Source organism: Kribbella pittospori (assembly GCF_004331465.1).
In the GTDB taxonomy this organism is placed as follows: Bacteria; Actinomycetota; Actinomycetes; order Propionibacteriales; family Kribbellaceae; genus Kribbella; species Kribbella pittospori.
Window position 1 is genome coordinate 225733 of record NZ_SJKB01000012.1, and the last position, 22497, is coordinate 248229.

Annotated in this window: 24 protein-coding genes; 10 read left to right on the forward strand and 14 right to left on the reverse strand. The window is 67.4% G+C overall.

The window, feature by feature from the left end:
• Positions 1-10: 10 nt before the first annotated feature.
• Positions 11-763 carry a P-loop nucleotide/nucleoside kinase family protein gene (locus E0H73_RS33255; RefSeq protein WP_131363071.1) on the reverse strand — a complete coding sequence of 251 codons (753 nt, stop codon included), beginning with the start codon at positions 761-763 and terminating at the stop codon, positions 11-13.
• Positions 764-923: 160 nt separating this feature from the next.
• On the opposite strand from E0H73_RS33255, the gene E0H73_RS33260 reads away from it, so the two are divergent.
• Positions 924-1319, forward strand: coding sequence for a hypothetical protein (locus E0H73_RS33260; protein ID WP_131363073.1), 396 nt, complete (start codon positions 924-926; stop codon positions 1317-1319).
• Positions 1320-1330: 11 nt separating this feature from the next.
• Here the strand turns inward: E0H73_RS33260 and E0H73_RS33265 are convergent, their stop codons facing one another.
• The 3 genes from E0H73_RS33265 to E0H73_RS46140 are packed head-to-tail and all read right to left on the reverse strand — an operon-like array spanning position 1331 to position 3439.
• Positions 1331-1864: a hypothetical protein gene (locus tag E0H73_RS33265; RefSeq protein ID WP_131363075.1), complete on the reverse strand. Its 534-nt coding sequence runs from the start codon at positions 1862-1864 to the stop codon at positions 1331-1333.
• A complete protein-coding gene (locus E0H73_RS33270; RefSeq protein WP_131363077.1) occupies positions 1861-2235 on the reverse strand; it encodes a VOC family protein in 375 nt (124 codons plus the stop codon). Before E0H73_RS33270 ends, E0H73_RS33265 begins: the two co-directional genes overlap by 4 nt.
• Positions 2236-2239: 4 nt before the next feature.
• Positions 2240-3439: a bifunctional GNAT family N-acetyltransferase/class I SAM-dependent methyltransferase gene (locus E0H73_RS46140; RefSeq protein ID WP_165555916.1), complete on the reverse strand. Its 1200-nt coding sequence runs from the start codon at positions 3437-3439 to the stop codon at positions 2240-2242.
• Between the two features lie 113 nt (positions 3440-3552).
• Here E0H73_RS46140 and E0H73_RS33280 point away from each other — a divergent pair, with 113 nt between their 5' ends.
• The 4 genes from E0H73_RS33280 (at position 3553) to E0H73_RS33295 (ending at position 7070) form a co-directional block, all read left to right on the forward strand.
• Positions 3553-4302, forward strand: a complete 750-nt coding sequence (locus E0H73_RS33280; protein ID WP_131363079.1) for a DUF4118 domain-containing protein — start codon at positions 3553-3555, stop codon at positions 4300-4302.
• A 233-nt stretch (positions 4303-4535) separates the two neighbouring features.
• Positions 4536-4760, forward strand: coding sequence for a hypothetical protein (locus E0H73_RS33285; RefSeq protein WP_131363081.1), 225 nt, complete (start codon positions 4536-4538; stop codon positions 4758-4760).
• Between the two features lie 134 nt (positions 4761-4894).
• Entirely contained in the window at positions 4895-5734 is an 840-nt protein-coding gene (locus E0H73_RS33290; protein WP_131363083.1) for a Bax inhibitor-1/YccA family protein, read from the forward strand.
• Positions 5735-5849: 115 nt separating this feature from the next.
• On the forward strand, positions 5850-7070 hold the full coding sequence (locus E0H73_RS33295) for a VOC family protein (RefSeq protein WP_131363085.1): 1221 nt from the start codon (positions 5850-5852) through the stop codon (positions 7068-7070).
• A gap of 71 nt (positions 7071-7141) precedes the next feature.
• Here E0H73_RS33295 and E0H73_RS33300 read toward each other — a convergent pair whose 3' ends face one another.
• Positions 7142-7372 (reverse strand): DUF4287 domain-containing protein, encoded by a 231-nt coding sequence (locus E0H73_RS33300; RefSeq protein WP_131363087.1) that lies wholly within the window; start codon positions 7370-7372, stop codon positions 7142-7144.
• A 130-nt stretch (positions 7373-7502) separates the two neighbouring features.
• Positions 7503-8531 (reverse strand): SGNH/GDSL hydrolase family protein, encoded by a 1029-nt coding sequence (locus E0H73_RS33305; RefSeq protein WP_131363089.1) that lies wholly within the window; start codon positions 8529-8531, stop codon positions 7503-7505.
• 92 nt (positions 8532-8623) lie between these two features.
• Here E0H73_RS33305 and E0H73_RS33310 point away from each other — a divergent pair, with 92 nt between their 5' ends.
• Complete coding sequence (locus E0H73_RS33310; RefSeq protein ID WP_131363091.1) at positions 8624-9997, forward strand: cystathionine beta-synthase; 1374 nt, start codon at positions 8624-8626, stop codon at positions 9995-9997.
• A 263-nt stretch (positions 9998-10260) separates the two neighbouring features.
• Here E0H73_RS33310 and E0H73_RS33315 read toward each other — a convergent pair whose 3' ends face one another.
• Positions 10261-11712, reverse strand: coding sequence for a flavin-containing monooxygenase (locus tag E0H73_RS33315; RefSeq protein WP_131363094.1), 1452 nt, complete (start codon positions 11710-11712; stop codon positions 10261-10263).
• 92 nt (positions 11713-11804) lie between these two features.
• Positions 11805-13055 carry a lactate racemase domain-containing protein gene (locus E0H73_RS33320; protein ID WP_238164427.1) on the reverse strand — a complete coding sequence of 417 codons (1251 nt, stop codon included), beginning with the start codon at positions 13053-13055 and terminating at the stop codon, positions 11805-11807.
• A gap of 229 nt (positions 13056-13284) precedes the next feature.
• On the opposite strand from E0H73_RS33320, the gene E0H73_RS33325 reads away from it, so the two are divergent.
• Complete coding sequence (locus E0H73_RS33325; protein WP_131363096.1) at positions 13285-14673, forward strand: FAD-binding oxidoreductase; 1389 nt, start codon at positions 13285-13287, stop codon at positions 14671-14673.
• On the opposite strand, the gene E0H73_RS33330 is transcribed toward E0H73_RS33325, so the two are convergent.
• On the reverse strand, positions 14670-15410 hold the full coding sequence (locus tag E0H73_RS33330; protein ID WP_131363098.1) for a hypothetical protein: 741 nt from the start codon (positions 15408-15410) through the stop codon (positions 14670-14672). The genes E0H73_RS33325 and E0H73_RS33330 overlap by 4 nt on opposite strands.
• Before the next feature lie 150 nt (positions 15411-15560).
• Here E0H73_RS33330 and E0H73_RS33335 point away from each other — a divergent pair, with 150 nt between their 5' ends.
• Entirely contained in the window at positions 15561-15953 is a 393-nt protein-coding gene (locus E0H73_RS33335) for a nuclear transport factor 2 family protein (protein WP_131363100.1), read from the forward strand.
• Here the strand turns inward: E0H73_RS33335 and E0H73_RS33340 are convergent.
• The gene (locus E0H73_RS33340) at positions 15950-16834 is read right to left on the reverse strand and encodes an SDR family oxidoreductase (RefSeq protein ID WP_131363102.1); all 885 of its coding nucleotides are present in this window, start codon (positions 16832-16834) and stop codon (positions 15950-15952) included. The genes E0H73_RS33335 and E0H73_RS33340 overlap by 4 nt on opposite strands.
• A gap of 85 nt (positions 16835-16919) precedes the next feature.
• Entirely contained in the window at positions 16920-17669 is a 750-nt protein-coding gene (locus E0H73_RS33345) for a DinB family protein (RefSeq protein WP_131363104.1), read from the reverse strand.
• Positions 17670-17832: 163 nt separating this feature from the next.
• On the opposite strand from E0H73_RS33345, the gene E0H73_RS33350 reads away from it, so the two are divergent.
• Positions 17833-19308: a M28 family metallopeptidase gene (locus E0H73_RS33350; RefSeq protein WP_131363106.1), complete on the forward strand. Its 1476-nt coding sequence runs from the start codon at positions 17833-17835 to the stop codon at positions 19306-19308.
• A 59-nt stretch (positions 19309-19367) separates the two neighbouring features.
• On the opposite strand, the gene E0H73_RS33355 is transcribed toward E0H73_RS33350, so the two are convergent.
• The 3 genes from E0H73_RS33355 to E0H73_RS33365 form a co-directional block, all read right to left on the reverse strand.
• The gene (locus tag E0H73_RS33355; RefSeq protein ID WP_337590334.1) at positions 19368-19865 is read right to left on the reverse strand and encodes a GNAT family N-acetyltransferase; all 498 of its coding nucleotides are present in this window, start codon (positions 19863-19865) and stop codon (positions 19368-19370) included.
• A 120-nt stretch (positions 19866-19985) separates the two neighbouring features.
• Positions 19986-20807: an alpha/beta fold hydrolase gene (locus tag E0H73_RS33360; protein WP_131363108.1), complete on the reverse strand. Its 822-nt coding sequence runs from the start codon at positions 20805-20807 to the stop codon at positions 19986-19988.
• 94 nt (positions 20808-20901) lie between these two features.
• Positions 20902-21720 carry an alpha/beta fold hydrolase gene (locus E0H73_RS33365; RefSeq protein WP_238164428.1) on the reverse strand — a complete coding sequence of 273 codons (819 nt, stop codon included), beginning with the start codon at positions 21718-21720 and terminating at the stop codon, positions 20902-20904.
• A 226-nt stretch (positions 21721-21946) separates the two neighbouring features.
• Here E0H73_RS33365 and E0H73_RS33370 point away from each other — a divergent pair, with 226 nt between their 5' ends.
• Complete coding sequence (locus E0H73_RS33370; RefSeq protein ID WP_131363111.1) at positions 21947-22477, forward strand: DinB family protein; 531 nt, start codon at positions 21947-21949, stop codon at positions 22475-22477.
• The last annotated feature ends 20 nt before the right edge of the window (positions 22478-22497 follow it).

Here is a 22497-nt window from a genome sequence, read left to right on the forward strand (position 1 = left end):
GAGCGTCTCTTCAGGTCAAGTTGAAGTGTTCCGGCGAGACAATCGATGGGGTTGCCTGGGCGAGCAGAGCTGGCATCTCTTCGACGGTGAGGGCGACGAGGTTGTTGCAGTTTGGGTGGGCGCACTCGCAATCGAATGTGTAGGTCGCCTGGTGGTGGTTGCGGGCTGACTGGAGTCTTTCGGTTGCTTGGTTGGCTAGTTGGTGGTTGCTGATGCGGATCAGGGACTGGCGGGATTCGGTGGTGTGGGCTGCGGGGGAGGAATCCAGGTTTGCGGCGAAGGTTTGCTCTACTGCGGTGAGGGTTTGCTCGATGGTTTGGCCGTCGACTGCGATGGTGGTTGCGTTGGTGCCCTCGAGTTGGCTCCGCACCAGGTTCCATCCCCAGAGCTGGCCTTCGTGGTCACCGCCTGGATGTCTGCGTTCTAGTCTTGCTAGCTGTTCGTCTCGGGATGGCATCAGCCATACTGCGTTGTTGGCGACGCCGGCCATTGTGGGGGTTACGAAGGCGCCTTCGACTACGACCGATGCATTCGTGGGGAGTGCGTGGATGTCTTGCAGGATCATTGGTTTGCGGTCGAAGCTTCCTGGGCCGGTGCCTAGGACGTGGAGTCCGGCTGCGGCTGCGCGTCTTTCGTGGTCGAATGCGTGGGCATCTACGCTGTACCAGAGGAATCCGTGTTTTCGGGCGAGTAGGCGGCTCACTGTGGTCTTGCCTGCGGCCGCTGGACCGCCTACCCAGAAGATCGCCGCTTCTTTACTCATTGAGGAGAGTCTAACCTCAGCGGCTGGCCGGGATACTGGTGATATGCGACCACCGCTTGTTCTCACCGGGGGGCCGGCTGTTGGGAAGAGTTCGACGGCGCGGCTGCTGGCTCGGTTGCGTCCGCGAGTGGCTGTCATTGACGTTGACGACGTACGCCACATGGTTGTCAGTGGCCACGCGGCCCCTTGGGAAGGGGATGAAGGACGACTACAGCAGCGGCTGGGAGTGGAGAACGCCTGCGGCCTGGCTCGCAACTTTGTTGCGCAGGGCATCGAGACGGTGATGGCGGATGTGATCACTCCGGAGACGATGTCGCTGTACCGGCGGTGGCTGCCGAACGCCGTTGTCATCCGCCTGCAGGTGACGATGGATGAAGCACGGCGACGAGCGATGAGCCGCACGCAGTACCTCACGGATGAGGAGTTCGAGAGGCTTCACCTGGAGGACGCGCGGCATCCTCCGCCCGCGGATCATCATGTTGATGTCACCGGGCACGACATCGACGACCAGGTTGCGGCGATCGCGGCGCTCTGGAGTCAAGTCTCAAGCCGCTAGGGAGGCACCCGTCAACAGGTGTCCAGTAGGCCGAAGTGGCGCAGGGTGCGCTCAGCGACCTCGTGCGGCTCGAGCGTGCTGGTATTGATGACCAACTCGTCCAGATCCGCGGCCTCGAGGCGGGCGGCGATCTCGTCGCACCGCTCGAGGTGCCACTCCAGCGCCGATCGCTGGCTCGCGCTGTAGCGGCCGCGCAGTCGTTTCCTGATGATGCCGGGATCGGCGGTGAGACGAACCATGCGAATGCGGCGCTCGACTGCGGCTGCGTACCGCTCTCGATCAGCTGCGGTTGAGATCACCCCGCACATGACCAGCTGGCGTGGCCCTGCGGATTGATAGCACTTCCAGACTGCGGCGATGTTGTGAGCCTCGATCAAAGCGTTGTCCGGATCGGCGGGCGGCCAGGAGCGGTGGAACCAGTCAACGTCCATCAGGCTGAAGGGCGTACCTGCTGTCGCGAGCAGATCCCCGACATGCTCGAGGGCGGATGATTTGCCGGCTCCGAATCCACCGTTCAGAAAGATTGCGTAGTCGGACTGTGTCACTCCGACTCGCCTTCCAGGGCCAGGCGGTAGCCGCTGGGGGTTTGGAGGAGGAGGCGGCGGTATTTCCAGGTGGGGGTGGGTTGGTTGACTTCCAGTTCGTACTGGAGGCCGGCGGCTTTGCAGCGGTCGGCGACGGCGTCGATGTCGGAGACGGCGATCTGCCAGGTGAGGACGCTGGGTGGGTCGTTGTCGCCGGTCGCCTGCTGGATGCCGAAGTGGATCGTGTCGGTGCCGAAGGCGATGAAGTCCGGGTACTCCTCGCCCTCGTAGATGACCGGCAGTCCGAGCTTCTCGTAGAACTCCCGTTCGGCGGCGAGGTCGGAGACGTTCAGTACGGGCGCCAGTCGGGTGAACAGCGGGTCGGCGGACATGGGCTCAGTCTCCAGTCCCGAGGCGGTACACGGACACGTGGCTGGGCGAGTCGGCCGTGAACGCGGAGCCGGACCAGTCGGCGTGGCGGGACTCGAGGGTGAAGCCGGCGAGTTGGGCCATGAGGTCGAGCTCGGCAGGCCAGATGTAGCGGTGTGGGGTGCGGAAGAGCTCGGCCTGGGTGCTGCCCTCGGTGAAGTGGAAGTGGTGCGAGACGACGTGCTGCTTCAGTACGTCGTACGTGTCGAGGAGGATGTAGCGGGACTCGGCCACGCCGACGGTGGCGGGCGTTCCGGGTGGGAGACGGCGCAGTTCAGGGACCCAGAGTTCGATCACGAAGCGGCCGCTGGCGCTGAGGTGGCGCGCGGCGTTGCGGAAGCAGGCGACCTGCTCCTCCTGCGAGAGCAGGTTCGAGATCGTGTTGAAGACCAAGTAGACAAGGCTGAACTCACCCGGCACCCGTACGGCGGACATGTCGCCGGCGACGACCGGGATCGCGTCCTCATCGACCTTGGTGCGCAGCTGCTCGATCATTGCCGTCGACAACTCGATCCCGCTCACCGGTACGCCGCGCTCCGCCAGCGGAATGGCGACCCGGCCGGTGCCGATGGCAAACTCCAGCGCCCGCCCGTCACCCGCGAGCTCGGCCAACCGATCCGCCGTCGGCCCCAGCACCGAGTCAGCGAACATCCCCGTCCCAGGAGTGTCGTACCGCTGTGCCGTATCCGTGTCCCACAGCTGGTTCTGATGCGAGGCCTTCGACCACTGCATCACGTCCTCCTCACCGTCCTCCCCGACCTTCGTGAACCCGAGCCGGTCGTACAGCCGGCGCGCGTCCGGGTTGTTCCGCTCGACACGCAGCTCCAGCGGTACGCCGCGGGCCGACGCCTCGGACTTCAGTTCCGCGATGATCGACGTACCGATGCCGTGGTTCTGCACCGACGGATGGAGCTGGATCCCGTTCAACTCGACGGCTTCGGGCGTACGGCTGACCCGCAGCCGGCCCGCGGAACGCCCATCGACCTCGACCACGCACAAAGCCGACGGCCCCTCGGCCAGCTCGGCGGACCATCCGACGAACCCCGCCCGCCACGCAGCCTCGTCGAAATCCGCCGGAAACCGCCCCTGCGCCCGAGTCGCCTCGAGCACCACGTCGGTCAGGAACTCAAAATCTGCCGGCGTGGCCGGCCGGATCCGATAGGCCATGGCAACCCAACCTAGGCCCGGCACCGCGGATCGGCCACCCGATTTCATCCGAGTCTGATAGACGTCTGTGAGAAGGGTTGATCGGGCGGGGTGCGGCGAGCATCAATGGAGGTGTGGAGAGTTACCGCAATCCCGTGCTGGCGGCCTCGCTGCTCGCACCGCCTGCAGTCTGCGCACTGCTGACGCCGTTCCGCGACAGCTTCGACAACGCCAACGCCGCACTGCTGCTGGCTGTGGTGATCGTGGCAGTCGCCGCCTTCGGGATCCGGCGGGCCGGCGTACTCGCCGCGGTGTCGAGCGCAGTGTGGTTCGACTTCTTCCTGACCGTGCCTTACAACACGTTCACCATCGACAGCCGCGACGACGTCGAGACCACGATCCTGCTGGTTCTGATCGGTGTCGTCGTGAGCGAGATCGCGATCTGGGGCCGTCGGCAACAAGCCCGGGCGTCGCGCCACCGCGGCTATCTCGATGGTGTGATCACGACCTCCCAGGCCGTTGCGACTGGTGGGTCAGCCGATGATTTGATCGACCACGTGCGGGCGGAACTGACCGCCGTACTGGGGATCGACGGGACGAAGTTCGTTGCCGGGGACAAGCAGACGTCAGCGCCGCAGTTGAATGCGGATGGGACTGTGACGCGCGGCGGGCATGTGCTCAAGGTCGAGCGTGACGGTCTGCCGACGAACTCCGAGATCGAGCTTTCCGTCCACCACGCCGGCGCGACCCGCGGCCGCTTCCTCCTCACCGCCGCTGCCCGGATCGCCCGCCCCGATCTCGAGCAGCGCCTCGTCGCGGTGGCCCTGGCCGACCAGGTCGGCGCCGCCCTCTCCACCCAGGAACCCCTCCACCCGCACCTCTGACCGGCCTGCGGGAGCACCACGTCCCGGGTGGCCGCCCGGCAAGGCGTCGTACCTGCCCATACAGGTACGACGCCGAGCCGCGTCTACCTGGCGCCGCGGCGAGTCGTACGTCATCATGCGCTGGTGGATGAACAGCAATTCGCCGACCGGGTCGGCGAACTGGCGGCCCGGACGGGCCACTCGGCACCCCCGATCACGTGGGTCGAAGGCACAGACAAGAGGATTGCATCTGGATGGCGCCGCCGGGTCCGGTCGGCCCGATGGCTTTGTGCACCATCACGCTGAGCGAGGTGCTCGGACGGGAACAGGTGCGTGAGGCGTTGCAGTGGTACGACGACCAGCCGTACCGGCCGGATCTGTGGTGGAAGCGACGTAACCTGCGGTGGCTTCTCAGCGGCGCGCCGGCGACTCCGGCGGACCGCTTGAGGTGGATTTCGCGCAATCCCATCCGTGCCTGATTGAGTTGTGCAACCGTTTGCCGGGTGGGGGTTTCGGTTGGGGAACAGACGAGTGATTCTCAGATGTTGTTAAGGGTGGGACCGTAGTATCTCGCTACGGCCCCGGATGTGGGTCACCAGGAGGATTGACAGACATGCAGAGCAGTAACCCGGTCCTGAACCGGTCGAGTGCGTTCGCGCCTGGCCAAGGCCAGGCCTATCCCGGGGCAGCTCCGTACGGTCAGCCGGGTCCCTACCAGCAGCCGGGCCAGTACGGCGGCCCGGGTATGCCGCCCCAGCAGTACCAAGGCGCGCCGGCCGACAGCCGCCCCATGACCATGGACGACGTGATCGTCCGGACCGCGGCGACGCTGGGCGTCGTCACGGTCGTCGCCGCGATCGCCTGGAAGACCATCCCGACCAGCGTGGTCACCCCGGCGTTCCTGGCCGGTGCCCTGGTCGCGTTCGCGCTGGCGATGGTGCTGTCCTTCTCGCGCCGGGTCAACCCGGTGCTGGTGATGCTGTACGCCGCCGCCGAGGGCGTGTTCCTCGGGATCGGCAGCAAGTTCATCGCGAACTGGGTCGGTGACTCCGGCATCATCGTGCAGGCGGTGCTGGCCACGCTCGTGACCGCCGGGCTGACGCTCGCGACGTACAAGTACTTCGCGATCAAGGTCACGCCGCGGTTCACCAAGATGGTGATCATCGCGACGATGGGCTTCGCCGGTGTGCTCGTCCTGAACCTGATCGCGAGCCTGTTCGGCTTCAACTCCGGAATCAGCGGCTTCGGCCCGATGGGTCTGCTGTTCGCCGCGCTCGGCGCCGGGCTGGCGGTCTTCAACCTGATCCTCGACTTCGACATGATCGAGCAGGGTGTCCGCCACGGCGCCCCGCAGAGCGAGGCCTGGCGGGCCGCGTTCGGCCTGACCGTCACGCTGGTCTGGCTGTACTGGAACCTGCTGCGCATCCTCGCGATCCTGCGCGGCGGCGACTGACCTTACGCTCATCACGACATCCGAAGGGCCGGCCCAGGTGGACCGGCCCTTCGGCTTTTGCAGTACTTCGGGATTCCGGATGGGGATCGTCCGGATGTTGCTCTAGCCTCAGGCCATGACCGAGGAACGCGTGACCGCCGCCGAGCTCGAGCAAGCCGACTGGCGAGTGGTTGATGGTGGGGCGAGTGCTTGGTACGACGCGCCGACGCACAGCGCGGGAGCGGCGCTGGTCGACCGGATCGCCGCTCTGACGGGCGATGGCGCTCTGCCGGATGTGGACCTGCGAGTCAATGGTGTGCGGGTGCGACTCCGCGGACCCGCTGAGGCTGATGTGGCGCTGGCCGGTGGGGTCTCGGCGGCGGCTCGGGAGTTGGGTCTGGTGGCGGATCCGGCGGCGTTGCAGGTCATGCGGCTGGTGATCGATGCTGCGGACATACCTTCGGTGAAGGCTTTCTGGCAGACCACGCTGGCTTATGAGCCGGTCGGTGCGGACGGTCTCCGGGATCCGTTGCGGCGTGATCCAGCCCTGTCGTTCCGCGGGCTGGATGAGCCGCAGCCGCTGCGCAACCGGATCCACGTCGACGTCGGCCGGGAGCCTGCGGCGGTGGACGCGGTCAAGGTCGCAGTCGGTCAGGAGTCGTTCGGCGCGTACGAGTTGACGCTCGCCGACGCCGAGGGCAACGAGGCCGACGTGGTTCCCGGTGGTGAGCTCTCGGAGGAGACCACCGACTGGCTGACGATCTTCGGCGCGATGACGTTCTACCCGACCACGTCGGCCGAGCAGGCCGTCAGCCTGGTCGCGGCGGTCGCCCGGTTGGCGGACGACAGTGGTGTGCCGGTCCTGATCGACGTACGTCCGGACGGCGTCACGATCGACAGCGGAAAGGACCTGTGGGAGGACGACGAGGGCGCACCTCGGCCCGCGTTCGTCGACCTGGCCGCTGGGATCCAGAAGGCGGCCGGTGAGTTGGGACTCTCCGCCGATCCCACGCGCCTGCGCTTCGTCCAACTCGGCTTCGACGCGCTCGACGTACCAGCAGTCCGCGCGTTCTGGACAGCCCTGCTCGGCTACGAGCACGACCCGCGTCAGTTCCTGTCCGACATCTACGATCCGCGCCGGATCAACCCGGTCCTGTTCTTCCAGCAACTAGACCCAGCCGACAAGCCCCGCCACCACCACCGCAACCGCCTCCACCTAGAACTAGCCGTCCCCCACGACCAGGCCCGGTCCCGCATCGATGCGGCGCTAGCAGCCGGCGGCCGAGTCGCGCCCGAGAACCCACACCTGCTCACCGACCCGGAAGGCAACGAGGTCGCCGTGCTCACCGACCTGTGACACCCCCGGAAACGGCGAAGACCCGCCCTTCCACCTGAAAGGGCAGGTCTTTTGAGGTTCTCCTTCGGGGGTCAGCTCATTCGCCGGTGCGCCCGGACCAGGTCGTACTCGTGAACGATGGCGGTTGCGTGCCCATGCGCGAGGGCGTACTCGCTGGAGAGCCATCTCACTCGGTCATCGAAGCGCAGGAACGACGGTCCGTCGTTCATCAGCTGGAACCACTCGGTCATCTCACGTCCGGTGCATCTGGGCACCCTCTCCACCAGACGCTGATGCGTCTCCTCGGAGTGGCTCAAGCCCATCTTCGCCTCCCGTCATCGGGGTACCGCGTAGTTATCGACTGTGCACCACGAGGACACCCGCAGGCAAGACTTCCGCTATGAATGTCCCCGCTCAGCGGACGCACGAAATCGTCCCAACCCGCTGCCGCCGTTAGCTTCCGACCGGTACGGCGTCGGTCGTCTCGCTGGTGTCCTCGTCGACCCGGTCGACCTCGGCCTTCGGGTGGCGGCGGCGGTGGCGCAAGGAGGCCCATTTACCCCGCGGGCCACGCTCTCGTCCGGCGACTTCGGTCGCGGCGACTTCGGTGCCGGCCGTCCGGGCGGCCTGGACGGCGGCCTCCGCGATCGGCAGGATCGCCTCGCCCCGGAACGGCTCCGGATGCACGAACGACTCCGGCCCGACTCCCATCGCGGCGGCGACCGACGGCAGCAGCGCGGCGGACGCGGCGGCGTACCCGGTGGCCGAGGGGTGGAAGTTGTCCCGGCCCCACATCGACGGGTTGGTCCGGAACACCTCGCCGAGCAATGAGCCCAAAGACACAGTCCGGCCGCCTGCCTCGACCACTGCGATGGTCTGAGCGGCGGCCAGCCGGTGACTCCAGGACCGGGCGACCTGCCGCAGCGGCGGCATGATCGTCCGGACCACACCCAGGTCTGGGCAGGTGCCCACCACCACCTCACAGTTCGCGGCCCGCAACCTGCGGACCGCGGCGGTGAGCAGCCGAACGGAGGTGGAGGGCGGCATCTTCGCCTTCACGTCGTTCACGCCGATCAGGATGACCGCGATGTGCGGCCCGGCCTGCAGCGCGGCGTCCACCTGCGCGGCGAGGTCGGTCGACTTCGCGCCGGTCTTCGCCACGTCGACCAGCCGCACCGGCCGATTGGCCAGGTCGGCGAGGCCGGAGGCAAGCAGCACCCCGGGAGTCTCGTCCGGCGACTCGGTGCCGTAGCCGGCGGCACTGGAGTCGCCGAGCATGGCGAACGTGATCGGTCTTCCTGGATACCGGCCGTACAGGCCGTCGCCCGGAGTGGGGTAATAACGCATCGGCCCGATCACGCGCTTCGCGTACTCGGCCTCAGCGGTCAGTACGCCGTACAACGTGGCACCGATGAGTCCGAGTCCCCCGCCCCCGAAGGCTGCGGCCTGGGCCAGTCGCTTCGCGGCCCGGGCTCTTGTCATGTCTCCAGGATTACACGCTGTGACAGACAAGCAAGTGAAATACGGCAAAGACGCGCCCAACTCTCCACCAGCAACAGCACTACAGTTAGGACGTGCGCTACGCGAACTCACTCCTGGACCTGGTCGGCAACACCCCACTCGTCAAGCTGGGGAGTACGACCGACGGCGCCAAGCCGCTGGTGCTGGCGAAGGTCGAATACTTCAACCCCGGCGGCTCGGTGAAGGACCGGATCGCGGTCCGGATGATCGAGGCCGCGGAAGCCTCCGGCGAGCTCAAGCCGGGCGGCACGATCGTCGAGCCGACGTCCGGCAACACCGGGGTGGGGCTGGCCATGGTCGCCCAGCAGAAGGGCTACAAGTGCGTCTTCGTCTGCCCGGACAAGGTGAGTGAGGACAAGCGCAACGTCCTGAAGGCGTACGGCGCCGAGGTTGTGGTCTGCCCGACCGCGGTGGCACCGGAGCACCCGGACTCGTACTACAACGTCTCCGACCGGCTGGTCCGCGAGATCGACGGCGCCTGGAAGCCGAACCAGTACGCCAACCAGAACAATCCCCGCTCCCATTACGAGACCACGGGTCCGGAGTTGTGGGAGCAGACCGAGGGGAAGATCACCCACTTCGTCGCGGGCGTCGGCACGGGCGGCACGATCAGCGGCACCGGCAAGTACCTGAAGGAGGTCTCCGGCGGCCGGGTGCAGATCATCGGCGCGGACCCGGAGGGCTCGGTGTACTCCGGTGGCACCGGCCGGCCTTACCTGGTCGAGGGCGTCGGTGAGGACTTCTGGCCGGAGACGTACGACCGGGACATCTGCGACCGCGTGATCGAGGTCTCGGACGCGGACTCGTTCGCGCTGACCCGGCGGCTGGCGCGCGAGGAAGCGATGCTGGTCGGCGGCTCCGCAGGCATGGCAGCGGCGGCCGCGATCCGGCTCGCGCACGAACTCGACGATCCCGAAGCTGTCGTCGTGGTCCTGCTGCCCGACGGCGGCCGCGGCTACCTGACGAAGGTGTTCAACGACGACTGGCTGGCGCAGTACGGGTTCCTCGCGCACACCCGGCAGGGCGTCACGCTCGGTGAGATCCTGGCCGGCAAGGACGGCAGCTTGCCGCCGATGGTGCACACGCACCCGCACGAGACGATCGCCGAGGCGGTCGAGATCCTGCGCGAGTACGGCGTCTCGCAGATTCCGGTGGTCCGGGCGGAGCCACCGGTGATGGCGGCCGAGGTCGCCGGAGCGGTGTCGGAGCGGACGCTGATGGACGCCCTGTACTCCGGCAAGGCCCGGCTGGCCGACATGGTCGAGCAGCACATGGACCCCGCGCTGCCGTCCCTGGGTGCCGGCGAACCGGTCACCCGGGCGGTCCAGTTGCTCGAGGACCGCGATGCTCTGATGGTTCTGGACGACGGCAAACCGGTGGGCGTCCTGACCCGTCAGGACCTCCTGGTCCACCTGTCCGCCGACTGACATCCGCGCGGTGCATGACCGCGCTGGCTGACTCCCCACCGGGGGAGACTTATCGGTCTACGACCGAGGGCACGATGGCGAGCAGGACCGTGACCACGATGCCGATCACGATCGCCGCCGCTCCGGCAATCTGAAGAATTTCCATACCTCAAGAATCCTTCAGCGGGGCCGTTCAGACATCGGCCCTCGGACCGGTCTTGCCTTCATCCCAAGGTCGTACGCCGGAGCCCGGCTACTCCTACTTCGGGAGTGCGGGTAAACCCCTAATGGACCAGCACGAAGTCGGCGGGATCCAGCCGCCGGGTACGGCGCCAGTACGAGACCGTGAACTCCGGCCAGATCGTCGAGTTGCGCCCGGCCGCGTCGAGATACCAACTGCTGCAGCCGGACTGCCAGACGGTGTCGCCGAGCTCCGCCTGGATCCCGCTGACGAACCGCTCCTGCGCTTCCTCGCGGACCTCGACGTACGACGCTCCGCGGCGGCGGAGCAGGTGCAGGGCCTGCATCACGTAGCGCACCTGGGCCTCGATCATGAACACCATTGAGGAGTGGCCGAGCAAGGTGTTCGGGCCGGCCAGGAGGAACAGGTTCGGGTAGCCGGCGACGGTGATGCCGAGGTGCGCGCCGATCCCCTCGCGCTTCCAGTGCTCGGCCAGGTCGACGCCGTCCTTGCCCAGGATCGGCATCCGGGTCAGGTTCGCCGACACGTCGAACCCGGTGCCGAGCACGATCGTGTCGCAGGGTCGTTCGATCCCGTCGGCGGTGACCACGCCGGTCGGGGTGACCCGGGTGATGGGGGTGGTGACCAGGTCCACGTTCGACCGGGACAGCGCCGGGTAGTAGTCGTTGGAGTAGAGGATCCGCTTGCAGCCGATCTGGTATGTCGGCGTCAGCCTGGCCCGCAGGTCCGGATCGGGCACCTGCTTGCGGAGATGCCGTTTCGCCTGTAATTCAAGGCCTTTCATCAACTTCGGGCTGCCTGCGAATCCGACGCCGCGGCCCTCGAGACCCCAGTAGATGGCATTGCGGATCAGGCGCTGTCCGGCTGGGAACCGTTCGTGCAGCCGGCGCTCGCGGGGGCCGATTGCGCGGTCTGGCTTGGACATGACCCACGGCGCGGTCCGCTGGTAGACGTCCAGTTGCCCCGCTTCCGAGGCGATCCGCGGCACGAACTGGATCGCGGACGCGCCGGTCCCGATCACCGCGACGTTGCGACCGCGCAGGTCGTGCCCGTGATCCCATTGCGCCGAGTGGAACGTGGTACCCGTGAAGGAGTCGAGGCCGGGGAGGTCCGGCCGCTTGGGTTCGTGCAGGCTGCCGACGCCGGTCACCAGGGCCTGGGTCTCGATGGTCTCGTCGCCGTTCACGGTCACGGTCCACCGGCCGGTGGCCTCGTCGAACGCCGCCTCGGTCACCTCGGCGCCGTACCGGATCTTCGGGGTGATGCCGTACTTGTCCGCGCAGTGCTGGAGGTAGCCGAGGATCTCGTCCCAGGGCGCGAACATGCGGGTCCAGCGCGGGTTCTGCTCGAACGAGAACGAGTAGAGGTACGACGGGATGTCGCAGGCGCAGCCGGGATACGTGTTGTCCCGCCAGGTGCCGCCGAGCGCGGCGGCCTGCTCCAGGATGACGAAGTCCTCGCATCCGGCCTGCCGCAGTTTGATCCCCATGCACAGCCCGGCGAACCCGGCCCCGATGATCACGACCTCCGTCATACCGACGAAGGTTACCGGCGAGTCTGTTGGACCTCCAGCACTCATCAACGGGCGTCAGCGGGCGCGCTCAAGCGTGGAGCCGGGCCGATCGGTCACGTTGATGAGTGTTTGGCGTCCGCCAACCGGTGCAGGATTTCGCCGGCGTTCGCGATGACCAGGGTGTCAGGATCCTCCTCGAGGGCAGCCAGGTCGACGCTCGCCGGATCCAGGTAGCCGAGGTTGGCGCCGCGGACGACGTCCTCCGGGATGCCGGTGGCCAGGGTGACCTGGACGCGGAGGTGCTCGCCGGTCGCCGGGTCCCAGGTGCCGGCGCCGCGGAGGTGGGTCGAGTGCGCGAGCACACCCCAGTGCAGGTCGCGGAACTTCTCCCACTGGCCGATGAAGTAGTCGCGGCAGTGGTACCCGATCTCCTCGATCTCCGGGTGCATCGCGGCCAGCCGGGTCACGTGCGGCGCGTACAGGATGACCTCGCCGCCGTCGGCGACGACCGGCTCGACCTTGTAGAAGCCCTTCGCCGCGGTCCAGATGTCGGCGTACTTCGCCGGCATCATCGAGACCACCCGCCGGACCGGCTGGTCCAGGTAGCGGATGTGGGTGTGCGCGGAGATGTCGGCGGCCGCGCGCCACGAGGACGCGGTGTCGCCGAAGGCGATCGCGTGCAGGGAATCCGTGCCGGACTGGGCGACCACGGACAGCGCGAGCTTCTCCGCCGGGATCAGCGACGCGGCCTCGTCGATCAGCGCCCGCACCGGCGTGATGCCCGGCGTACCGATGATGTGCGCGCTGGTGATCAGGGCGCCGAGCCAGTGCGACAGGTCGATCACTTCCTGGCCGGCGACGCCGGGGAAGAAGTACTTGTTGCCGCCGGAGAAGCCGACCACCTCGTGCGGGAACACCGGGCCGACGACCAGCGCGACATCGTGCTCGACCACGGCACGGTTGAGCTTGACCGGGACCTCGTCGCGCAGCATCTCGTCGGAGATCTCACCGACCCGGTCCGCGCTGATGGTGCCGAGGTCGACGAACGTGTCCGGCTTCCACCACTCGTGATTCAGTACGCCGTCGTACTCGCCGCCGAGGTGGTCGCGCAGCTGATCCGGCGTCATCTCCGCATGCGTGCCCAGGGCAACCAAGGTGGTGAGCTTGCTGACCCGGCCGTCGAGGGCCTGGTGGACCGCCTTCATCAGCAATGGAAGCGGGCAGCTCCGGGTCGCGTCCGGGACGATCACGCAGACGCTGCGCCCGTCCAGTCCGGCCCCGGCCAACGAGTCGCCGACGAAGCTCATCACCTCGTCGTCGGTCAGGACCTGGCCCACTCCACCGATCACCGCCGCTGTGCTCACACTCCGACCTTACCGAGCCCTAGGGCACGCCTCTCGGTTCCCTGCGTGCTGCGCGGCACTCGGCGGGCACATCGCCTTGCGCTGCACTCCGCCGAGCACCTGCTCGCTACTGCAGCGAACCGAGAGGCGAGCCCTGACGCCCGGTTCAGCCGTTGACCGGTGGGTGGCGGCGTTGCACGATCGGGGTGGCACCTGGGGGAGCGGGAGCTAGTGCAAGGGGGAAATCAGCATGTCCGACACGATCGAACGGCCGCCGGGGGCGCGACCCGAGGGATTCGGGGGAGTGGTCCTGCGGTCCGGGGACGCGGCGTACGACGACGCCCGGACGGTGTTCAACGCGATGGTCGACAAGCGGCCGGCGATGATCGCGCAGTGCGAGTCCGCGGCCGACGTCCAGGCGGCGGTCCGGTACGGCGTTGCCCAGAACCTCGAGATCGCCGTCCGCGGCGGTGGGCACGGCGTCGCTGGGACCGGAGTCACCGAGGGTGGTCTGGTCGTCGACCTGCGGCGGCTGAACGACGTACAGATCGACCCGGAAGCTCGGCTGGCGCGGGTCGGCGGCGGCGCGACGTGGGCTGACTTCGACCGGGCCTGCCGGCCGTACTGGCTGGCCACGACGGGCGGCCGGGTGTCGACGACCGGTGTCGCCGGGCTCACGCTCGGTGGCGGATCGGGCTGGCTGGAACGGAAGTTCGGGCTGGCCTGCGACGCCTTGGTGTCGGTCGAGCTGGTCACTGCCGACGGGCGATTGATCATCGCGGACGAGACGAAGAACACCGAGCTGTTCTGGGCGTTGCACGGTGGTGGCGGGAACTTCGGGGTCGCGACGTCGATGACGTTCAAGCTCCAGCCGTTGCCGGCGGTCACGCTCGCGATGCTGATGTGGCCTGCCGATGCCGGTCCGACGGTGATCGGCGCGTACCGGGATCTCCTCGAGCAGGGGGCGCCGGAGGAGCTCGGCGGCGGAGCGATCTATCTGACCGCGCCGCCCGAGGACTTCGTGCCGCAACACCTGCAGGGCAAGCTCATCGTCGCGGTGGGCGCGGTCTACGCCGGCAGCGAGGCCGAGCTGCGGGACGCGCTCGCGCCGATCTTCGCGCTCGCGCCAGAGGGGCAGATGGTCGCGGAGATGCCGTACGACGTACTGCAGTCGGCGCTCGACGATCCGCCCGGGTTCCGCAACTACTGGTCGGCCGAGCACCTGTCGTCGCTGCCCGATCCGGCGATCCAGGCGTTCTGCGATCGGGTGGTGGACATGCCGTCGCCGTCGCCGTCCCAGCAGTTGCTCGTGCCGTGGGGTGGTGAGGTACTGCGGGGCGCGGACAAATGGCCGCTGCCGCACCGCCAGGCTGCCTGGGTGGCACATCCGTTCGGGCTGTGGGCGGATCCGGCCGAGGACACCCGCGGGATCCGCTGGGCGCGGGATCTGTGCGCCGACCTCAAGGAGTGGGCGACCGGGTACGTGTACCTGAACTTCATCGGCAACGAGGGGCAGAACCGGGTCATCGCCGGATTCGGTGAGGCGAACTACCAGCGGCTGTCCCGGGTGAAGTGCGAGTACGACCCCGAGAACATCTTCCACCTGAACCAGAACATCGAGCCGGGCTGGCCGGGCTAGGCGTTCACCGGATCGCGCTGCCGGGACCACTGGAGGTGTACGACGGCGGCGTACGTGATGGCGGCCAGCGGGGCTGCCCACAGCCGGAAGAACGGTAACTGGCCGGTGACCGCGGTCGCGGTGAAGATCACGCCGAAGAGGATCGCGCCTGTGGCGGTGCCTCGCCGCCGGCTCTCGAGCGCCGTGCTGGGCAATGGACCCATGTGGCGATCGAGGGCGGTGCACAGCGCGCTGAGTCCGGCGATCGTGGTGACGACGAAGAGGACGCCGCCGACGATCTCGCCGAGCACGATCGCGACCGCGTTGAAGAAGACCAGCACCGCGACGGCGATGAGAACGTCGAGGGCTCCGAAGGTCAGCTGGTTGCGCTTCCGCCGACGGAGATCGACTCCGTCGGCGAGCCGGGTCGGACCTGGCTCGCCGGCCAGCCGCTTGATGGTCAGCACGAGGCCGGTCACCAGGACGACAAGGATCAGTACGCCGAGGACGGACAGCACCGTCGATCGGGTCGTCGACATGTACTGGCGTACGTCGCCGCCGCCGAAGTCGCAGCTCGCCGACGGCGGGAACCAGGACGTGTGTACATCGATCGTGTGGTCCGGGCTGCCGCCGTGGAGCTTCTTCGCACACGCCTCACTCGGATCGAACCAGCTCGGCATCGACGTCGACACCGCGATCGCCCACCCGAGGCCGCACACGAGCCCCAACCCCAGCAACAACCCTGCCTGCCGCCTCACCCAATCCACATGCCCACCCTCTCATCCGGCCCGCAATGGTTGACGCCCGCCGGAGCCCGCGGGTTCAGCGTCTTCTCCCGGAAGCACATGATTTCGGTCCCTGGTGGACGGGAGCTGGATGCCGTTCACTGCAAGGAAAGGGAGGGGATCATGAGCGAACGGGATGACTTTCTGGACTGGGTGGGGACGCAGCTGCGCGAGGCCGAAGTTGCCCTTCTCAACGGTGATGCCGGGCCCCGGCGGGCGATCTGGTCGGTGCGCGATCCGGTGACGGTGTTCGGTGCCTGGATGACGGGAACGACGGCGTCCGCGGCAGAGGAGATCTTCGGGCGGCTGGAGAAGAACTTCACCGACTGTACGTCGTACACCTTCGAACTGCTCTCGGCCGACGTCAGCGGGGACGTTGGGTACACGATCGGCTACGAACACGTCGGCGTGAGGTGGGAGGGGGAGCCGCGCCAGTACACGCTGCGCGTCACCCAGCTCTACCGCCGCGAATCCGGCGCCTGGAAGGTCTTCCATCGACACGCGGACGATTCCTAGCTCGTACTGTCGCGGAGGTAGTCGGTCGTCGAGCGTGGCGTGATGCCCCGGCTGCGCAACGGTTCGTCGTCCCAGGGTGCGTCGTGCAGGTCCTGGAGCAGGCCGACGCCCAACGCCGACGCCATCCCGTCGTTGGAGCGACTGAGGATGCGGACCATCACGCGGACGACGGACCGCGGCATGTGCTGCACTTTCACACGCCGGCCGGCGAACTGCTCAGCGATCGCGACTGTCTCGTTCCGGCTGAGCGCCTCCGGTCCACCGAACTCGATCAGCTCGGGCGGATCGGGCTCGACCGCGACCGCCGCGACGAGAGCTGCGACATCGTCTGTGCTCACCCAGCGCTGCTTGGCGTCGCCCTTCCCAACGGTCGACACCTTGCCGTTGGCGATGTCGAACCGGCCCGGTGGTGCCAGATGAATCTCGTGGAAGGCGTCCGGCCGCACGATGACCGCCTGCATGCTCGAGCCCTTCAGCCGCTTTTCGACAGCCAGCTTGGCGCGCTCGATCGGTATGCCGAGCCCCGCCTCGACACCGGCGTACGAAACGTAGACAAACCGCTCCACACCGGCCGCTTCCGCTGCGTCGACCAGCGCAACCATCCCCACCTCGTCGACCTCGTGCAGCGACGGCCCCGGTACGCGCGCCAACAGTCTCGCGATCGCAGTCGCAGTGGCGACAACCGTGCTGACCCCCTCACACGCCTTCCGCAGACTCGCGGCGTCCGTCAGATCCCCGCGAACCACCTTCGCCCCAACTTCTTCCAGCCGACTCCCGTCCGACTGCGGCCGCACAAGGCAAGCCACCTCCTGCCCAGCCCCCGCCAACAGCCGAACAACCCGCCCGCCCAAGTCACCCGTCCCACCCACAACCAGCAACATCAACCCCACCCCCTACCCCGAAGGTGCCCCCCAACCCCCACTCATGCAACCCCTCAGCCCGTCTCAGACCGGTTGCGGTCGGCAACTAGGTGCTAGGGGACTCGAGTACGGCGAGGTCGCGCTCGGCGTAGAGGCGGTGTTGCCATTCCTCGTTGAGGAGTAGGAGGAGGATCTCGCGGACGGGGTAGTTGTCGGGTGGGGGCCAGCCGGGGCCGGCGACGGGGGTGGTGTCGGCGTTCAGGGCGTCCTCGGTGAGGTTGTCGACATATCGGCGTACGACGGCCATCCGGTTCTGACGCAACTCCAGGACTTCCTCGAGGGACGGACGTACGTCGCGATCCCGTGGAACGCCGGGTGTGTCCGCCATTTCGTCGAACGGCAGATCGAGCGGATTCCATGGTGACGGTTCACCCTGGATCACTCGACAGATCCACGCATCCGTGGCGAACGCGAGGTGCCGCAGCGTCTGGATGAACGACCACTCCCCATCCACGCTCTCGTGCAGCAACTCCGGCGGCAGCTTCCGGGCCCGCGCGACCGTCCCGTCCCACAGCTGCTCGACCACATCCCACGCCTCGCGGAACCCGGGTACGTCGGTCGGCCGCATCTTCACGCGATCGGGATACCGCCGGTCCAACTCGTCGCTCACATAGGCCTCAACCTCGACACCGTTGATCACCAGACCCTCGATGGCCCCGTCGATCCGCACCTGCTCGAGATTCATCCCGCGCATCACCGCACCACGCAGCTTCACCCGCTCGAACCGCGCGCCACGCAAATCCACATCCCGAACCACCGCACCCCGCAGATCCACCTGCTCGATCGAATTCTCCATTCCTCCAACCTAAAGCTCATTCCGGACACCCCCTTCCGGAACCTCAACAAACCAAGGAATCCGGCCAGGTCCATCGCGAGGTCTGGTCGCGTCTGATCGGGCGGGTTAGATTGCGAGCAGCGTGGGGCCTGGGGGACTGGTCTGTTCGCTTCGTGGGGGAGTCATGAGTGTTTTCCGTCATCATCCCTATCGTCGTCGTGGCGTCATCGGCGTCGCCGTTGTGCTCGCTCTGGTCGCCGGGCTGCAGGCGCCGGCGAGCGCCGTACCGAGCGACGAGCATTACGCCAAGCAGCTGGTCAAGAAAGTCGACGGCAAGAATGTCGAGAAGCACCTCGCCGCGTTGCAGTCGATCGCGAACGCGTCCGGCGGGACTCGTGCGGCCGGGACCAAGGGCTACGACCTCTCGGTTGCGTACGTCGCTCTCCGGCTCGACGCCGCGGGGTACAAGGTCCAGCTCGATCCGGCCAACTTCGTCGAGAGCTGGACGGAGAACAGCCCGCCGACGCTCGCGGTAACGGGCGGTACGACGTACGTAGCGAACGATCAGTTCTTCACCTTCCAGCCATCGCCCTCAGGTGACGTGACGGCGCCGATCCAGGCGGTCGACCTGGTCCTGCCGCCGACACCCACCCCGACGTCGACGAGTGGGTGCGAAGCGTCGGACTTCGCCGGGTTCGTGGCCGGCCGGATCGCGCTGGTCCAGCGCGGCACGTGCCCGTTCATCACCAAGGTGCAGAACGCTCGCGACGCCGGAGCCGCGGCGATCATCGTCTTCAACGAGGGCCAGCCGGGCCGGACGGATGCGGGACCGCTCGACCTCGGTGAATGGCGGCTCGGCATCCCGATGGTGTACGCCGACTTCTCCGTCGGCACCGACCTGGCCAACAACCCGGGCGCGGTCGTCCATCTGAAGGTCGACGCGAACCTGCAACTCGGCACCGACTACAACGTCATCGCCGAGACCACGAAGGGCGATCCGGACAACGTGGTCATGGTCGGCGCCCACCTCGACAGCGTGCCGGAAGGCCCGGGGATCAACGACAACGGCTCCGGTGCCGCCGCGATCCTGGAGACCGCGCTGCAACTCGCGAAGGTCCCGGTGAAGAACAAGGTCCGGTTCGCGTTCTGGGCCGCCGAGGAGCTCGGGCTGCTCGGGTCGGACCAGTACGTCGCGAAGCTGTCCGCGGCCGACCGGGATCGGATCCGGCTGTACCTCAACTTCGACATGATCGCCTCGCCGAACTTCGCCTACAAGCTGTACGACGGCGACGACTCCGACGCGGTCGGCGCACCGGCCGGACCGCCTGGCTCGGCTCAGATCGAGGACCGGCTGGAGACGTTCTTCAACAGCCACGGCCTCGGTCACGTCGGAACCGACTTCGACGGTCGCTCCGACTACGGCCCGTTCATCGCGGCCGGCATCCCCGCCGGCGGCATCTTCACCGGCGCCGAGGGCGAGAAGACGCCTGAGGAAGCCGCCCTGTTCGGCGGTACGCCGGGAGTCGCGTACGACGTCTGCTACCACCAGGCGTGCGACACCATGACCAACGTCAACGCCACCGCCCTGGACGTCAACTCCGACGCCATCGCCGACTCCACCGCCCGCTACGCCTTCAACCTCACCACCATCCCCGACTAACCCCAGCCGCGTCTCCACCCCGCCCCCGATGCGGGGTGGAGACGCACCCCTTCGCGGGGTCAGACGAGTGACTTGGTGAACATCAGGGTGGCTTCGTCGTCGAGGCGTACTGTGTTGCCGGGGGCAACTGGTTTGTTGTCGTACATGAGGCCTCGGCCGTCGGGGAGGTAGCCGCGGCGGACGTACATGCGTTGGGCCTGGCCGTAGTCGGCGTACAGACCGACGCCGATCCCGACCACCGCGGATCGCTGCGCCACCAATGCTTCGGCGGCGTCCATCAGTCCGCTCCCGATCCCGCGGCGCCGGTACGGCGGCAGCACGTTGAAGTCCTGGATCTCCGGCAACCCGTCGAAGTACGCCGACTCCCACCGCACCGTCACATAACCGACGAACTCCCCATCGACCGTAGCCACCAACACATCCCGCACACCGGCCGCCTGCTCAGCCAAATAGTTCTCATACTGCTCAACCGGCTTGTCCCACCCAATAGCCGTAAACGCCCCGGAGATCACCACCGGATCCCCCTCCCGCAAACCCCGAATCCCAACACCCACCACAAACCCCTTCCACCATCCCGACGTTCCGCAGCGTAACCACCACCATCCGCAGCCGCCACGCAATTGAGTAACCGGCGCCGAGTTGGTTGCTCTCGGCGCCGGTGTGGTTGACGGGGGACGTCAGCGGGTGGCGCGGGCGGCTTGTTCTATGACTTTGGTTATGGGGCTGGGGTTGGAGATGAGGCCCAGGTGGCCGGCTTTGATTTTGGTGATTTTGGCGTTGGCTCGGGTGGCCATGAAGAGTTGGGCGTCGGGGGTGATGATGCGGTCGCCGGTGCCGAGGACGTACCAGGACGGGATGGTCAGGTACGCCGGCGTACCGGACGGTGTGTTTCCGGCGCTCAAGGTCAGCGGGCGCTGGGACGGGTAGAGGAGCTCGGCCTCGTGGCGTGGGACGCCGGACGCGAACGACGTCAGGAACGTGTCGCGCTTGAGGTAGAGGTCGACGTCACCGGCGGGCGCACCCGGGTACGGGACGAAGTCGAAGACGGTGGTGGGGTCGACGGCCAGTGCGGAGTCGGCGCCGGCCAGCGGGAAGATCGTTTCTCCTGCTGCGGGTGCGAAGGCGTCGACGTACACGAGCGCCTTGACGTTCGGGTTGCCGGTCGCCGCGTTGGTGATGACGGCGCCGCCGTACGAATGGCCGACCAGTACGACGGGTCCGGACAACGTGGACAGGAAGCTCCTGATGGTTTCGGCGTCGGTGGTGAGGTTGCGCAGCGGGTTCGGCGGCACGCGGACGGTGTAGCCGTCGTTCAGCAGCCGGCTGGTGATCTTGGACCAGCCGGAGCCGTCGGCCCAGGCGCCGTGGACCAGCACGATGGTGGGTTTCGGGCCGCCGGGGTGTGACGCCGCCGCAGGGGTTATCGCGGTCAGCACCAGTCCCAGCACGGCGGCGAGCACGGTCAACACACGGAAGAGAGGTGATCGGTTCCTGTTCATCGACAGGTCCTTTCGTCAGGCGACTGTCGCCGGGAGGGCGTGCGAGCATGACGAAGTCAGTTGATGAGTGTGGTGGTGCCGGGGGAGGGCGCTACTAGGACTGGAAGAACTCCAGCAGGTCGGCGTTGACCACGTCGGCGTGGGTGGTCGGCAAGCCGTGGGGGAGGTCCTTGTACGTCTTCAGGATCCCGCTCTTCAACAGCTCGGCGGACCGCGGGCCGGAGGCGACGTACGGAACGATCTGGTCGTCCTCGCTGTGGACCACCAGCACCGGGATACCGATCTGCTTCAGGTCCTCGGTGAAGTCGGTCTGGGAGAACGCGACGATCCCGTCGTAGTGGGCCTTGGCCCCGCCCATCATTCCCTGGCGCCACCAGTTCTGGATGACCGCCTCGGAGGACTCGGCGCCGGGTCGGTTGAACCCGTAGAACGGTCCGGACGGCAGCGCGCGGTAGAACTCCGAGCGGTTCGCCGCCAGCTGCGCCTGCAGGTCGTCGAAGACCTCTTTGGGCAGGCCGTCCGGGTTGGCGTCGGTCTTCAGCATCAACGGCGGTACGGCGCAGAGCAGCGCGGCCTTGGCGGCGCGAGCCTCACCGTGCCGGGCGAGGTAGTGCGTGACCTCGCCGCCGCCGGTCGAGTGGCCGACGTGGATGCAGTCGTGCAGGTCGAGATGCTCGACGACCGCGGCGAGGTCGTCGGCGTAGTGGTCCATGTCGTGACCGTCGCCGGTCTGCGTCGACCGGCCGTGACCGCGGCGGTCGTGCGCGACGACGCGGTACCCCTGCTGCAGGAAGAACAGCATCTGGTTGTCCCAGTCGTCGGCCGACAGCGGCCAACCGTGACTGAAGACGATCGGCTGACCGCTGCCCCAGTCCTTGTAGAAGATCTCGGTACCGTCGCTGGTCGTGATCATTCCCACTGTGGTGCCCCCTCGAAGTGCGTGACGAAGTCGGCCCCGGCCTGGAACGGCACGCGGGACCAGGAGCCCGGCACCGAATCGTCGTCAGCCCGAAACCCTTTGTCAGCAACGGGTTTGGTGACCTCACCACCCCCACGCCACCCTAGCCGCCGACGGCCGATCTGAGGAGACCCCAAAGTAGAGGACACCTCCTGGCCGCTACGGCTCCTAGGGTCGAAGCATGACGACGAACGAGCAGGTTCTGACCGGTGAACGGGCCGACATTCTCGACTTCCTTGCGAAGCATCGGTACTTCCTGCGGCACACCGCGGAAGGTCTCACCGACGAGCAGGCGAACACTCGCAGTACGGTCAGCGCGCTGACCGTCGGCGGGTTGATCAAGCACGTCACCGCGGTCGAGCGGATGTGGACCAGCTTCGCCCAGACGGGTCCCGGCCAGGACGCGCCCGAGGAGACCGAGTTCACCCCGGAAGCGATCGCCGAGTGGGAGAACCAGTTCCGGCTCACCGACGGCGAGACGCTGGCCGGCGTCCTCGCGGAGTACGAGAAGGTCGCCGCCGCGACCGACGACCTGGTCCGCACCCTCGACCTCGACGTCGCCTACGAACTCCCGGCCGCGCCGTGGCAGCCACCGGGCGTGTTCTGGACGGTACGTCGGGTCTTCCTGCACATCACCGCCGAGACCGCGCAGCACGCCGGCCACGCCGACATCATCCGCGAGACGATCGACGGCCAGAAGACCATGGGCTGACGGCCCGAAATCACTCGACA